12 protein-coding genes are annotated in these 15,416 nt (G+C 32.1%); 5 read left to right on the top strand and 7 right to left on the bottom strand.

All coding sequences use genetic code 11. From position 1 onward, the window contains the following. Nucleotide 1 precedes the first annotated feature (1 nt). Both accC and ACKGJY_RS00225 read left to right on the top strand, forming a co-directional pair. Complete coding sequence (gene accC / locus ACKGJY_RS00230; RefSeq protein WP_413971833.1) at nucleotides 2-1,444, top strand: acetyl-CoA carboxylase biotin carboxylase subunit; 1,443 nt, start codon at nucleotides 2-4, stop codon at nucleotides 1,442-1,444. Nucleotides 1,445-1,449: 5 nt separating this feature from the next. After that, nucleotides 1,450-3,000 (top strand): acyl-CoA carboxylase subunit beta, encoded by a 1,551-nt coding sequence (locus ACKGJY_RS00225; RefSeq protein ID WP_413971832.1) that lies wholly within the window; start codon nucleotides 1,450-1,452, stop codon nucleotides 2,998-3,000. Nucleotides 3,001-3,313: 313 nt separating this feature from the next. On the opposite strand, the gene ACKGJY_RS00220 is transcribed toward ACKGJY_RS00225, so the two are convergent. Then, a complete protein-coding gene (locus tag ACKGJY_RS00220; protein ID WP_413971831.1) occupies nucleotides 3,314-4,900 on the bottom strand; it encodes a helix-turn-helix transcriptional regulator in 1,587 nt (528 codons plus the stop codon). Between the two features lie 452 nt (nucleotides 4,901-5,352). Between ACKGJY_RS00220 and ACKGJY_RS00215 the strand changes: the two genes are divergently transcribed. After that, nucleotides 5,353-6,558 (top strand): multidrug effflux MFS transporter, encoded by a 1,206-nt coding sequence (locus tag ACKGJY_RS00215; RefSeq protein WP_413971830.1) that lies wholly within the window; start codon nucleotides 5,353-5,355, stop codon nucleotides 6,556-6,558. 1 nt (nucleotide 6,559) lies between these two features. Here the strand turns inward: ACKGJY_RS00215 and ACKGJY_RS00210 are convergent, their stop codons facing one another. Further along, the gene (locus ACKGJY_RS00210; RefSeq protein WP_413971829.1) at nucleotides 6,560-7,078 is read right to left on the bottom strand and encodes a DinB family protein; all 519 of its coding nucleotides are present in this window, start codon (nucleotides 7,076-7,078) and stop codon (nucleotides 6,560-6,562) included. 3 nt (nucleotides 7,079-7,081) lie between these two features. Next, complete coding sequence (locus ACKGJY_RS00205; RefSeq protein ID WP_413971828.1) at nucleotides 7,082-8,854, bottom strand: ABC transporter ATP-binding protein; 1,773 nt, start codon at nucleotides 8,852-8,854, stop codon at nucleotides 7,082-7,084. A gap of 117 nt (nucleotides 8,855-8,971) precedes the next feature. Here ACKGJY_RS00205 and ACKGJY_RS00200 point away from each other — a divergent pair, with 117 nt between their 5' ends. Then, nucleotides 8,972-9,586 carry a fumarylacetoacetate hydrolase family protein gene (locus ACKGJY_RS00200; protein WP_413971827.1) on the top strand — a complete coding sequence of 205 codons (615 nt, stop codon included), beginning with the start codon at nucleotides 8,972-8,974 and terminating at the stop codon, nucleotides 9,584-9,586. Here ACKGJY_RS00200 and ACKGJY_RS00195 read toward each other — a convergent pair. From ACKGJY_RS00195 to ACKGJY_RS00180, 4 genes are all read right to left on the bottom strand, one after another. Continuing rightward, nucleotides 9,583-10,194, bottom strand: coding sequence for a DUF2306 domain-containing protein (locus ACKGJY_RS00195; RefSeq protein ID WP_413971826.1), 612 nt, complete (start codon nucleotides 10,192-10,194; stop codon nucleotides 9,583-9,585). The two genes, ACKGJY_RS00200 and ACKGJY_RS00195, sit on opposite strands and share 4 nt — an antisense overlap. Nucleotides 10,195-10,204: 10 nt before the next feature. Beyond that, the gene (gene acs / locus ACKGJY_RS00190) at nucleotides 10,205-12,112 is read right to left on the bottom strand and encodes an acetate--CoA ligase (protein WP_413971825.1); all 1,908 of its coding nucleotides are present in this window, start codon (nucleotides 12,110-12,112) and stop codon (nucleotides 10,205-10,207) included. A gap of 243 nt (nucleotides 12,113-12,355) precedes the next feature. Beyond that, complete coding sequence (locus ACKGJY_RS00185; protein ID WP_413972454.1) at nucleotides 12,356-14,107, bottom strand: sodium:solute symporter family protein; 1,752 nt, start codon at nucleotides 14,105-14,107, stop codon at nucleotides 12,356-12,358. 16 nt (nucleotides 14,108-14,123) lie between these two features. Next, nucleotides 14,124-14,381 carry a DUF4212 domain-containing protein gene (locus tag ACKGJY_RS00180; RefSeq protein WP_413971824.1) on the bottom strand — a complete coding sequence of 86 codons (258 nt, stop codon included), beginning with the start codon at nucleotides 14,379-14,381 and terminating at the stop codon, nucleotides 14,124-14,126. 247 nt (nucleotides 14,382-14,628) lie between these two features. On the opposite strand from ACKGJY_RS00180, the gene ACKGJY_RS00175 reads away from it, so the two are divergent. Further along, the gene (locus tag ACKGJY_RS00175; RefSeq protein ID WP_413971823.1) at nucleotides 14,629-15,402 is read left to right on the top strand and encodes a carbonic anhydrase; all 774 of its coding nucleotides are present in this window, start codon (nucleotides 14,629-14,631) and stop codon (nucleotides 15,400-15,402) included. Nucleotides 15,403-15,416: the final 14 nt, after the last annotated feature.

Genomic DNA, 15,416 nt, shown 5'->3' with positions numbered 1-15,416 from the left:
TATGAAAAAAATTCTTGTAGCTAACAGAGGAGAAATTGCCATTAGAGTTATGAAAACGGCTCGTAAAATGGGAATTAAAACTGTTGCAGTATATTCGACAATAGACAGAAATGCACCCCATGTAAAATTTGCAGATGAAGCTATTTGCATTGGTGAGGCACCTTCAAATCAATCCTATTTAAAAGGAGCAAAAATTATTGAAGTTGCTAAAAATTTAAATGTTGATGGTATACATCCTGGATATGGGTTTTTAAGTGAAAATGCTGATTTTGCTGAGTTGTGTGAAAAAAATAATATTATTTTTATTGGTCCACGCTCAAAAGCTATAAAAGTTATGGGTAGTAAGCTTGCCGCAAAAGATGCTGTAAAAGCTTATAACATTCCTATGGTTCCTGGTATAGATGAAGCTGTAAAAGATATTGAAAAAGCAAAAATCATTGCTAAAGAAATAGGTTTTCCAATTTTAATAAAAGCCTCTGCAGGTGGTGGCGGTAAAGGCATGCGCGTTGTAGAAAAAGAGCAAGATTTGCAATCTCAAATGAAGCGGGCTATTAGTGAGGCAACCTCTGCCTTTGGTGATGGCTCGGTTTTTATTGAAAAATATGTGAGCTCTCCAAGGCATATAGAAATTCAAATTATGGCAGATAGCCATGGTACTATTTTGCATTTTTTTGAAAGAGAGTGTAGTATTCAACGTCGCCACCAAAAAGTAGTAGAAGAAGCGCCATCTTCAGTATTAACTCCAGAATTACGCGAAAAAATGGGGCAAGCAGCTATAAAAGTTGCCAAATCATGTGATTATCTAGGCGCTGGAACAGTAGAATTTTTACTAGATGCTAATCATAATTTTTACTTTTTAGAAATGAATACGCGTTTACAAGTGGAGCATCCTGTTACAGAAATAATATCTGGAATAGACTTAGTAGAACTTCAAATTAAAGTAGCACGCGGGGAAGCATTACATATTAAACAAAACGATTTAAAAATTAATGGACATGCCTTAGAATTAAGAGTTTATGCAGAAGACCCTTTAAATGATTTTTTACCAAGTGTTGGGCGTTTAAATATCTACAAACTCCCTTCTGGTAAAGGTATACGAATAGATAATGGGTATGAAGAAGGTATGGATATTCCTATTTACTACGACCCCATGCTCTCTAAACTCATAACGCACGGACAAACTCGAGAAGAAGCTATTATGCTTATGAAAACAGCCATTGATAATTATAAAGTTAAAGGTGTTGCAACCACTTTATCTTTTGGTAAATATGTTTGTGAACATGAGGCATTTACATCAGGAGACTTTGACACACATTTCGTAAAAAATTACTATGCGCCAGAAATTTTACAAAAAAACACTAAAGTTGAAGCAAAAATTGCAGCTTTAGTAGCATTGAAGCAATACTTAAAAGATCAAAAAAAACTTCGTTTACCCACCAATTAAATAGTATGGATTCAAAACAAGAAAAAATAAATAAGCTTAACGAATTAACGAAGCTTTCTAAATTGGGAGGCGGACAAAAACGTATTGATAAGCAACATGCCAATAAAAAGCTAACAGCTAGAGAACGTATAAATTACTTATTAGACGAAAGTTCTTTTGAGGAAATAGGTGCTTTGGTGACACATAGAACTACCGATTTTGGTATGGAAAATCAAATTATTTATGGAGATGGTGTAATTACTGGCTATGGCACTATTGGTGGCAGACTTATGTATGTGTATGCACAGGATTTTACTGTTTTTGGAGGCTCTTTATCTGAAACACACGCCGAAAAAATTTGTAAAATAATGGATATGGCTATTAAAGTTGGTGCACCAATAATAGGACTTAATGATTCTGGTGGTGCTAGAATACAAGAAGGTGTTCGCTCTCTTGGTGGTTATGCCGATATTTTTTACAGAAATGTACAAGCATCTGGTGTAATTCCTCAAATATCTGCGGTTATGGGGCCATGTGCTGGTGGTGCTGTGTATTCTCCTGCCATAACAGATTTTATAATTATGGTAGAACAAACTAGCTATATGTTTGTTACAGGACCTAATGTTGTAAAAACGGTAACTAATGAAGAAGTTACTAGTGAAGAACTTGGTGGTGCGTTAACACATGCTTCAAAATCTGGTGTGGCTCATAAAACAGCAACTAATGACGTTGCGTGTTTAGAGGATATAAAAAAACTAATAGAGTATTTACCTCAAAATAATTCAGAAACCTCTGGAAAATTAGATTATGTGCTTCATGATGAAGTTAGAGATGTCTTGTCAGATATAGTTCCAGACACCCCTAACAAACCTTATGATATGCATAAGATTATCTCTGGTATTATTGATGAAGATTCATTTTACGAAGTTCATAAGGATTATGCGGAAAGTATTATTGTTGGTTTTGCACGTTTAGGAGGAAGAAGTATAGGTATAGTCGCAAATCAACCTATGGCATTTGCTGGGGTTTTAGATGTAAATAGCTCTAAGAAAGCTGCACGTTTTGTTCGCTTTTGCGATTGTTTTAATATCCCATTGTTAGTTTTAGTAGATGTCCCTGGGTTTTTACCAGGAACCGACCAAGAATGGAATGGTATTATAGTTCATGGTGCCAAATTATTATATGCACTAAGTGAAGCTACTGTACCTAGAGTAACCGTAATTACAAGAAAAGCTTATGGAGGCGCGTATGATGTGATGAATTCTAAACATATAGGTGCTGACTTTAATTTTGCGTGGCCAGGAGCAGAAATTGCTGTAATGGGTGCAAAAGGAGCTAGTGAAATAATCTTTAAACGGGAAATTGCATCCGCAGAAAACCCTGATATAAAACTTGCCGAAAAAGAAGCAGAATATGCATCAAAATTCGCAAATCCATATCGCGCAGCTAAACGAGGATTTATAGATGAAGTTATTTTACCCAAAAATACACGTCGTAAGCTTTTAAAAGCATTTTCTAGTTTAGAAAACAAGGAAGTAAATGTTCCGAAACGAAAACATGGAAATATGCCACTTTAAAATTGTTTAGATACTAAAAAAAGGAGCCTAAAAAAGACTCCTTTTTCTTCAGATATATCAGAATTAATTAATACACTGTTTTGAGAAAAACAGTATTATTTTTATTGCTATATATGTTTTAAACATTTAATTAAAATTAATAACCAACCAACCCTTGGTATATTAAATTTAAGTTTTATTATAAAACCTGTATACTGTAGCAAACAATTAATTAAATTGATAATAGCACGTTGCAAATATCAAAAACACTTACATATTTGCAAGTTTTTTCACTACGCAATAAGTACTCAAATTGAAAATAATGGTGTATTATCTATGAATTATAATGTAATTCATCTTTAAAAGTAAGTTGAAGATATTGCAAAAGATTAAACTTGTTTTTATCGAAATTTATCTTTTTGGAAATCCTATAACGTTTGCTTTCCACAGATCTGATTGAAGTGTTTAAAAATACTGCAATCTCTTTATTTATAAAACCAAGAAGTAAATAATAACAAATAATAATTTCTGACTTATTTAGTTGTGGATATAATACTTCCACTTTCTTAAAAAAATCAATATTTAAATCATTAATTAATTCTAGATGGTTATCACTCTTATCTAAAATAGTCGAAGAATTTATATGTAAACTCGTATAAAAATCTCTTATATGTGATTTTTGATTTTCTAAACATTTTATTGATGCAATATCTTTAATTTCTAACTTAATATTTTTTATGTATTCTTCTAATCCGTGAATTTTTATTGCGAGTTGTTCATTATTAGACTTCACATATGATAGCGTTTCTATTTTTCTTGAAACTTTATTTAGTTTATATTTTTGTTTTTTATAAAAATAAAAATATAATAAACTTAAAACAAAAAAGACTAGAAGTATTAAAAGTAATATTACTAAACTGCGTTTTCCTTTAATACGTTGTGCCTTAAATTTATTATCTAAAACTCTTATGGAATTACTAATATCATTAGTAGCTTTTAAGTTGCTATTCGAAATTTCATTTTCAAAACTTCTTAACGAATCTAGATATAGGTTGGATAATTTAAAATTTTTAATAGTATTGTTTAAATCAATATTTAAATTATAATATAAATTAATATACGTTTGGTCTAAATAAGGCAAACCATCTCTACCTTTATTAAGATAAAATGTGCAAGAATCTATTTTTTTTTGTTTTGAAAAGTAGTTTGCCAGTTCTAAATTTATAGCTGCTTTAAATGCTTTATAATTACTTATGTTGACCGTAGGAACCTCTATAGATGTATTAAATATCTTAAAGTATTTATGAGCTAAATTTATACTATCTAAACCAATATAATTTAAAGTAACCTGAGATACTGCATCCATAAACAAATAAGCATCTTCACTTTTAACTGCCTCATATTTATCTAACTTGGGTAATAAAAAATTTATGCTTTCAGTAAACTCGCCATCTATATATTTAGCGTAGGCTTCTATTAACTCTATTTCATAAAGACCAAATATATCATTACATTTTTTAAAATTTATTTTTGCTTTATTTAAATAATCTATTGCTAAACTATCTTTAGAAACACTGATTAACAATCTGTAAAGCTGTATGCAGGCATCACCAGCATTTAAATAATCATTTTCATTTTCAGCATAAGCGAGTGCTTTATTAAAACTTTGAACAGCATTGATATCATTATTTAGACTTCCGTAAATATGACCTTGCATAATGTAATAATCGTCTACATGTCCCTCAATATAGTTTTCTAAAGGACGAGGTATCGAATCTAAAAAAGATTGAGATTCATTTGAAATTAAGTGCAAACTATTATTAGCCTTTTTAATATAATCAATATAAGGCGTATCCTTTTGTGCTGTAGATAGTTGAGTTATAAAAAAAAGTATAAAAAGTATTTCTATTTTTTTCTTCACAGAAATCATAAAAGATCAGATCAATAAAATTGGTAAAATTTTAATTTAATATATCTTTCAATATTAATGCTTTAGTTTTAAAAATAATAAAAAATTATAAAAATACTACTTCAACTTAAATGATTTTATTTGAAACTTAAATTGTTAAAGTAGTATTGAGTTGTATAAAATAATTTATTTAACCCGTTGTGCATTTTGAGTTGAAATAAACAGTGTAATGTCAGTTCTAGTGATTTTTTTTATAAAAAAATCGTAGCGAGAACCAATTCATATTAAAAATTCTTATTCTCGATACAAATTTCACTCATTTTAATCGTGAAATTTATACGAATTGACAGAATTTTTTCAAAATGCACAACAGGTTTATTTAGTTTTATGTAATGCACATAATATATACACGAAGATTACATTATAATGCTACAGTTATATATTAATTAATTTACATTTGTGCAATGCAAAAAAAAACTTATATAAAGCGGGAATTTATAGGTTTAATGGCTTCATTGATGTCTATTGTAGCAATATCAATTGATGCTTTATTACCTGCCCTTCCAGAAATTGGTAATCATTTAAATGTCGTTAACAAAAGTGATAATCAATTACTAATCACAATGATTTTTTTAGGTATTGGTTTTGGGCAATTAATATTTGGTCCATTATCAGATAGTTTTGGTAGAAAACCCATCGTTTATATTGGTTTTACGTTGTTTATTATTGCCAGTATCATTTGTGTTACTACCAAAAATTTTGAAGTAATGCTTGTTGGTAGAATTTTACAAGGTGTTGGCTTGTCGTCTCCCCGAAGTATTGCTTTATCTATGATTAGAGATATGTTTAGTGGTGATCAAATGGCTAAAGTAATGTCAATGATTGTAATGTTTTTTATTCTAGTTCCAGTTGTAGCACCTACTATAGGCCAATGGATTATAACTCTTTTTAATTGGCAATTTGTTTTTTATTTTAATCTAATTTTTGGTATTGTTATTATGCTTTGGTTTTGGATACGACAGCCTGAAACATTACCTAGAGAAAAACGTATCAAATTCTCCCCTTTACTTTTTATTAATGGTACAAAAGAGTTTATTAAACATAAAGAAGCTGTTGCATTTACATTTGTTTCTGGGTTTATAACAGGCTCATTTATGGTATATCTTAGCACATCTCAACAAGTGTTTCAAGTACAATATAGTTTAGCAGAATTATTCCCTTATATTTTTGCAAGTTTAGCGTTGTCAATAGGTTTGGCAACCTATCTAAATAGTAGACTTGTTGAAAAATATGGCATGTACCGTATGGCATTCACTGCAAGTATAGCATATTCTGTAGTTTCTATTCTTTATGTTATACTATTTTATTCTGGCAATAATCCAAGTATTTTTGTACTATTAGGCTTTTTCGGGTTACAGTTTTTTGCAGTAGGGTTCTTGTTTGGTAATCTTCGTGCTATAGCTATGCAACCTTTAGGGCATATTGCTGGTATTGGTGCTGCAATTAATGGGTTTATAAGTACGGTTATAGCGGTTCCTGTTGCCAATTATATTGGCAAATTTGTGTCTACATCTGTTTTACCATTATTTATAGGATTCTCAATTTTTGGTGTATTGTCAGTATCTGTTTTTGTCATTATGCGAAAAACAACACCTAAAATTACCGCGTAACTTACAAGTATCGGTTTTTAATAATATCAATATGCCAAAGGTAATGCCCAAGGTTTATAAAGGCGATTGCTCGTGCTGAGGATGGAAAACCACTTGCTATTCCCATACATTTTAAATCATCATCACTAAGTGTTTTTAATAACACTATAAAACTAGCTCTTACGGTTGTAAATTCTTCAAGAAGTAATGCTATTGGTTTTGAATTTGCATTGCAGGTACTCATAAAATCATCTTGATCAAACCCTGCTAAAGGTGTTACATCTCTTCTAGCAATTCTAAAACACCGATACATAAAGACACGCTCGGTGTCTATTAAATGTTGAAACACCTCTTTAACAGTCCATTTCCCTTCAGCATACGCATAATCATATTTTTCTTTAGGAATAGTATTAAAAAAATTAACAACGTTTTGCTTTTCATTTTCAAACCCTTCTAATAATTCTAAATCACTTGATAATTGCTCCAAATAAATCTTATAATACGCATTGTATTCTTTTGAATCTAAATCTAAAACTGTCATACATTAAATTTTTGCTTGATAGGTATATAAATCAAAATACCTGCCGTTAAGAGCTATCAACTCATCATGCGTGCCGCGTTCAACTATTCGTCCCGCCTCAATAACCAAGATTTGATCTGCTTTTCTAATAGTACTTAATCTGTGCGCAATAACAATGGTTGTTCTATTTTTAACCAATACATTCAAACTTTTTTGAATTAATGCTTCACTTTCAGTATCTAAGTTTGAAGTGGCTTCATCTAAAATTATAATTTTAGGATTTGCTAAAATAGCACGCGCAATAGCCAAACGTTGGCGCTGTCCGCCAGAAAGCTTAACCCCACGTTCGCCAATTAAGGTTTCTAAACCATCATCAAATCTATCTGTAAATTCATTTACGTAGGCTGCTTTAACCGCATTTTGCAATTCGTCTTCTGTGGCATCAGGTCTAGGAAACATAATGTTTTCTTTAATCGTACCTTCAAATAGAAATTCATCTTGCAACACTACTCCTAAATATTGGCGATAACTATTCAATTTTACTTTTGATAAATCTTGATTATCAATAGTCACCTTTCCCGATTTTGGATTTAAAAATGTAGCCGATAATCCTGCAATAGTAGATTTACCCGAACCAGAACTTCCAACAAGAGCTAAAACCGAACCTGCCGGAGCTTTAAAACTAATATTATGAAGTACCTCTTTATCAGCTTCATAAGCAAAAGACACATCATGAAATGCAATATCTCCTTTTAAACTATTAAGCTGAATATTTCGATGTGCATCGTCCTCCTCAGCAGCCATATTCATTAACTCTTCTGTTCTATCTAAACCCGCTAAGGCCTCGGTTAATTGGCTTCCTATATTACTCATTTGAACGATTGGCGCTATCATAAAACCAAGAATTAATGTAAAGAACAGAAAATCTCCTGTCGTCATTTCCCCTAAAATCATATAATAACCACCAATTCCCATAATACCTGTTGTTGCCATACCTATTAAAAATGTTGACGAACTCGTCATAAAAGCGGTTGCAGTTAAACTCTTTTTTACATTTTGAAACAATTCATCCACGCCCTTTTCAAAAATCTTATGTTCTTGTGCTTCTGCATTAAAGGCTTTTATCACTCTAACACCTGCTAATGTCTCAGTTAACCGCCCTTTAACCTCAGCATTTATTTTACCTCGTATTCTAAAAATAGGACGAATATATTTGAAGGCTTTAAGCGCTATGTAACCAAATATTGAAAGTGGTACAAACACGAAAAGTGTCATCCACGGATTAAGTTTTATTAAAATAACCAATGATACTATAGCGGTAAACGTACCACCTACAAGTTGTACTAAACCTGTTCCTATTAAATTTCGAACACCTTCCACATCACTCATTATTCTAGATACCAAAGCACCAGATTTTGTGTTATCGAAAAAACGAATAGGTAACGACAATACTTTTTTCTGAACCTGAGCCCGTAATTCGCTTATTAAATATTGTGCTTGTACACTTAAAATTCTGGTTAACGCAAATGATGTTATGGCTTGTATGGTAATTGCAGAAATAACAATAGCTATTAAGGTATAAATTTGAGACACATCCTTACTTGGTATTACCTCATCTAATAACACTTTACTTTGCCATGGCAATATCAATCCTGCTAAACTGCGAATAACAATTAAAATTAAGCCAATAAACACCAAATTTCGTCGTGGCCAAATAATGGTTTTAAAGGCCTGAGCCATGGTTACTTTTGGCTTAGATTTGTATTTAGATTTTGATTTCTCTTTGAAGTGCTGCATAAGTTCTTTTTCAAAGTTGAAAGGTAAGTTTTTAATTAAAAACTATACTGCTAATCATTTATCAAAATTAGAATATTTATTACTTTTGATAACTAATAAATTCTTTAAATAAAACTCATGAAAATAATAGGTATAGGTAAAAACTACGTTAATGATCCATCTGAAATTAACGCCTTAAAAACTGGCGAGCAGCTTATTTTTATTAAAGCCGAAAGCACTTTAGTAACTGATAATAAAGATGTTGTTTTTCCTAAAATTACAAATCAGTTGATTTATGAGGTAGAATTGGTAGTAAAAATTGGTAAAACCGGTAAAGATATTTCTGAAAGTGAAGCAGCATCTTATATTAGTGAGATTGGTGTAGGAATTGATTATACTGCAAAGGATGTTTTAGGAGCAAGTAGAGCCAATAAAGGCCCGTGGGCATTAGCCAAAGGTTTCGATGGCGCGTCTCCTGTTAATGGGTTTAAATCTATTTCTGATTTTGCTGATATTAACACTATTAATTTCAGTTTAAAAATTAACGATACTGAAGTGCAAACTGGTAATACTAGCCATATGATTTACAACTTTGCTGAAATTATTGCTTATGTTTCAAAATACATGACTCTAGAACCTGGTGATTTAATTTTTACTGGCACACCTGCTACTGGTGCAGGAGAGAATGTAAAAGGCGATCATTTACAAGCCTCTATTGAAGACGAATTACTTTTAGATTTTAAACTTATTTAAGAATTATTCAACCCTAATTTCCGTATAATAAAAGTACCTACAAGAATATTTGGTACCCAACATAGCCATGCTACAATTCTGTAAGCAGAAATAAAATCCTGAAGCAAAATAGTTAACATAGGTAACCAAATACGCAATGTAACAGCCGCGAAACAAGCTGCATAACTTAAAATCATAAATTTTTGATGCTGGTTTAAATTACCCTTTCTAATTGAAGTGTATGCTAGTAGTGTTGTGTAAATCCATATCAAGCCTAAGCACAAAAAACCAACGACAGAAATTAAGCCTCCTGTTGCAAAAAATGCGATATAGATACTTCCTAAACCACTAATTAAAACAGAAATAACATATATTTTACCTATAATCCTATGAAGTTTTATGTTTTTTAATCTAAGTTTTTTACTAAACTGTATCCAACCAACTAATAAAGCTAAACCACCCAATAAAACATGCGAATAGAATCCAATATTCCAAAACATATCATTTAGCAGTTCATCACTCTTTGAACTTAGTAGCCCAAAAGTACGGTCAATCAAAAAATAAATTAACGGATATACTCCTATGCAAATACACAGGATTGCAAAAAGCACAAAGATGATTTTCTTCATATACTAATTATTACAATACATTATCCATAATATCCTGTACCACTTCTGGATTTAATAATGTACTCGTATCCCCCAAATTACTCGTGTCTTTATGCGCAATTTTTCGTAAAATACGTCTCATGATTTTTCCAGAACGTGTTTTTGGTAAGCCAGCAGTAAATTGAATTTTATTCAACTTTGCAATAGGGCCAATATGTTCAGTAATAATTTGATTAATTTCTTTCCTCAAATTATCATGGTTTCTGCTTTCTCCTGTATCTTTTAAAATAACGTAACCATAAAGTGCGTTCCCTTTAACATCATGTGGAAAGCCTACAATAGCAGATTCTGCAACCGCAGGATGCTCATTTACAGCATCTTCAATAGGTGCGGTTCCTAAATTGTGTCCAGAAACAATAATTACATCATCTACCCTACCTGTTATTCTGTAGTAACCCACCTCGTCGCGTAGTGCACCATCTCCAGTAAAATATTTATTTTCGAAAGCTGAAAAATAGGTGTCTTTATAACGCCCATGATTTCCCCAAATAGTTCGTGCCATACTAGGCCACGGAAACTTTACACACAATCTCCCTTCTACTTGATTACCTTTTAGTTCTTTTCCGTTTTCATCCATTAAAGCTGGTTGTATACCAATAAAAGGTAAGGTTGCATAGGTTGGTTTTGTTGGTGTTACAAACGGAATTGGCGTAATCATAATTCCTCCTGTTTCGGTTTGCCACCAGGTATCAACAATAGGGTTTTGTTTTTTACCAACATTGTCATTATACCAATGCCACGCTTCTTCATTTATAGGTTCGCCCACAGAGCCTAGTACTTTTAAAGACGATAAATCGTGCTTTTCAACCAATTCTAAGCCTTCTTTTGCTAAAGCTCTAATGGCAGTTGGCGCTGTGTAAAACTGATTCACTTTATGTTTTTCTACAATTTCCCAAAAACGTCCAAAATCTGGATAACTCGGTACGCCTTCAAACATAACTGTAGTTGCGCCGTTTGCTAATGGCCCGTAAACAATGTAACTATGCCCTGTAATCCATCCAATATCAGCAGTACACCAGTATACATCATCTTCCTTATATTGAAATACATTTTTAAACGTGTAGGCTGTATACACCATATAACCCGCTGTAGTATGCACCATACCTTTTGGCATACCTGTAGAGCCAGATGTGTATAAAATAAATAACGGATCTTCAGCATTCATCACTTCAGCAGTACAACGTTCAGAAGCGTTATCTAAAAGAGGCTGTAACCATTGATCACGACCGGATTTCATTTGGATATCTGTGTTAATTCGTTTTGCTACTAAAACAGTTTCTACACAAGTACAGTCTTCTAAAGCGTCATCAACAATACCTTTTAAATCGATAGTTTTTGCACCTCTGTATGAGCCATCGCTAGTAATCACCATTTTACAATCGGAGTCATTAATTCTAGTTGATAAAGCAGTGGCTGAAAATCCTGCAAATACCACGGAATGAATTGCACCTATTCTAGCACATGCTAAAACTGAAATAGCTAGTTCTGGAATCATAGGAAGATAAATACACACCCTATCCCCTTTTTTAACGCCCTGATCTTTTAAAACATTGGCAAATTTATTGACACGTTTGTGTAATTGGTTATATGTAATATGTTCTGCGTCCTCAGAAGGATTGTTAGGTTCAAATAAAATTGCGGTTTTATCACCTCGTGTTGCTAAATGTCTATCAATACAGTTTTCTGTAATATTTAACTGTGCACCTTCAAACCATTTAACTTCTGGCTTTGAGAAATCCCAGCTTAACACATTATCCCATTTTCGCTGCCACATAAAATGTTCTTCTGCAATTTCTTCCCAAAAATGCTCTGGTTCTCTTACTGATTTTCTGTAAACTTGGTAGTATTCTTCTAAGTGTTTTATATGGTAATTACTCATTGGTTTTCTTTTGAATATTCTGAAAAATATGTGTGTTCTAAATTAATAAATAAATATACAATGTTTCTTTTTTTTCTGCGGATAACTAGAAATTATCGACAGATGTTTTTTTAGCTGATTAAAAAGAAGGTTTTAAACTTTTACATTGGCAGACTAACCCGAATTAGGGATTGCATTGTAAAGCTGAAACATTGTTGTAACCTATCTAAAATACTGTTGGTAGGCAGTCACCCAAAATAAAAATTAATGTGTAGCTTCTCCTGCGCCACTTGGTATTCTAATATTTTCAACAATGTCTTGTACATCTTCTGGCGGTGCTGGTGTAAATTTCATAATAACTATAGATACAACAAAGTTTAAAATCATCGCCACTGTTCCAAAACCTTCTGGCGATATGCCAAACCACCATTCGCTTTTCGCTGGTATCACCTCATCAAACCACCCTAATTTGTATTTTATCATGTAAAGTAACATGGCAGTAATACCAACTATCATACCCGCAATGGCGCCTTCTTTATTCATACGTTTGTAAAAAATACCTAAAATAATAGCAGGAAAAAAAGATGCTGCAGCTAGTCCGAAAGCCAGTGCAACCGTTGCTGCCACAAACCCTGGCGGATTAATACCAAAATATCCTGCAACACATACCGCAACAACTGCAGATAAACGTGCAGCTATTAATTCGCCTTTTTCAGATATTTTTGGGTTTATCATTTTTTTAATCAAATCATGTGATACAGATGCTGAAATAACCAATAGTAAACCTGCCGCAGTAGATAACGCTGCTGCCAAAGCACCAGCAGCAACTAATGCAATTACCCAATTTGGTAATTGGGCAATCTCTGGATTAGCCAAAACCATGATGTCTTTATCTATATACAACTCGTTTTTTGTATTGGGATTTGGCTGCTTAAAATCTACTTTTCCATCATCATCTCTTAAAAAAGCACTACCAGCAACATACTGAATTTTACCGTCAGCATTTTTATCATAAAAACCTATTAATCCAGTAGTTTCCCATGTTTTAAACCACTCTGGCATATCTGCATATGATTTGTTTGAAACTGTATCAATCATATTAGTTCTAGCAAATACAGACACTGCAGGAGCTGCTGTGTACAAAATAACTATTAGTAATAATGCTAAACCAGCAGATTTACGCGCATCTTTCACCTTTTTAACTGTAAAAAACCGAACAATAACGTGTGGTAAACCAGCGGTACCTACCATTAAGGCTAAAGTAATGGCAAAAACATCTATTGTAGATTTTGAACCCTCAGTATATTCTGTAAAACCTAAATCGGTACTTAAACCGTCTAACTTATCTAATAAATACACTCCAGAGCCATCAGATAATGTACTACCAAAACCTAATTGAGGAATTGGGTTTCCTGTCATCTGTATAGAAATAAAAATTGCTGGAACCATAAATGCAAAAATAAGTACACAATATTGTGCTACTTGTGTATAAGTTATGCCCTTCATACCACCTAATACGGCATAAAATAATACGATGAGCATACCAATAATTACACCTGTATTAATATCAACCTCTAAAAATCTAGAGAACACTAAACCTACACCACGCATTTGTCCTGCTACATAGGTAAACGACACTAAAAGTGCACAAATAACTCCCACAAAACGGGCAGTTTTAGAGTAATATCTATCTCCTATAAAATCTGGTACGGTAAACTTCCCGAATTTTCTTAAATAAGGTGCTAGTAATAAGGCTAAAAGCACATAGCCTCCTGTCCAGCCCATTAAATACACCGCGCCATCATAACCATCAAAAGATATAATACCCGCCATAGATATAAAAGATGCTGCACTCATCCAATCTGCTGCAGTTGCCATACCATTTGCTAATGGAGAAACACCGCCGCCAGCAACGTAAAATTCTTTTGTAGACCCAGCTCTAGACCAAATAGCAATACCTATATAAAGTGTAAATGTTATACCTACTAAAATATAAGTCCAGTTTTGTACGCTCATACTTTCCATTAATAAACTATGCATCATAACCATATTTTTTATCTAGTTTATTCATTAAGCGTACATATACGAAAATCAATATTACAAATACGTACATAGATCCTTGTTGAGCGAACCAAAATCCTAGTTTAAAGCCTCCTAATTTAATAGTGTTTAATGTATCTTTTAGTAAAATTCCTGCCACAAAAGACACTAAAAACCAAATACTTAACAATACAAATAAGTATTTAATATTTTGCTTCCAATAGGCTGTGGCGTTTTTTTTATCTGTCATATATTTTAGTTTGGTTATATAAAAAATAAATGTAATGCTTATAGATGTGGTTTGTATGTATTAAATTATTGAAAACATGGATAATATTTAAATTATTATAATTTATATAAGAGTGTATTTGTTCATTTTAATTCACTTAAAATGAACAAATACATTTTAATATAATCTGCAAAACCTGACAAAAGTAAGGTTTCATGATTCTTTTACATAGTAATTTTGTGATAGCAATAGTTATTAAAAAAATATTATGAAATTTACATGTATCTTATTAGTATTTATAGTTTTAGTGTCATCATGCGTTCAATACGATAAAGATAAAGCAAGTTATAAAAAGTACTTGCATTGGAGCTACTCTGGAGAAACATCACCAGAACACTGGATTGAAATTGAGAAAAATTCTGATTGTAATGGTAAGCATCAATCACCAATTAATATTATACATCAAAATGTTGATTCTGTAGCCCTCCAAGGAGACTTAAAAATACAATACACACCACTAACACTTTTAAAAAAGGTAGAAAATAATGGACATTCTATTCAATTTGATTTTGAAGCTGGTGATTCTATTAATTATAAAAATGAAACCTATTATTTAAAGCAAATTCATTTTCATGAACCTTCAGAACATAAAATAAACGGATTAATTTACCCTATTGAAATACATTTAGTACACATAAGTAAATCTGGAAATATTACAGTTTTAGGGCTTTTGGGTGAGGAAGGTGTGGAAAGTCAGTTATTTGAGTTCTTTGAAAGTTTTTTACCATTAGAAAACGGTACAGCAAAAGATATACATCAAACAATAGACTTATCTGGTTTACTGTTAGAAGATAAACATTACTATGCATATGGTGGCTCATTAACAACACCACCATGTAGTGAAGGTGTAAACTGGATTGTATTTAAAGAACCCCTAATTTTATCTGTTGAAGAAGTTATAAAACTAAGAAATAATATGCCTTTAAATAATTATAGAAATGAGCAAGCAATAAATAACAGAGTTGTTGAGTATTATTACTAATTTTGAATAAAAAC

This window comes from Hyunsoonleella sp. 2307UL5-6 (assembly GCF_047345485.1).
Classification (GTDB): domain Bacteria; phylum Bacteroidota; class Bacteroidia; order Flavobacteriales; family Flavobacteriaceae; genus Jejuia.
Note: the sequence above shows the minus strand (reverse complement) of the source record. Positions and strands in the feature narration are given on the sequence as shown.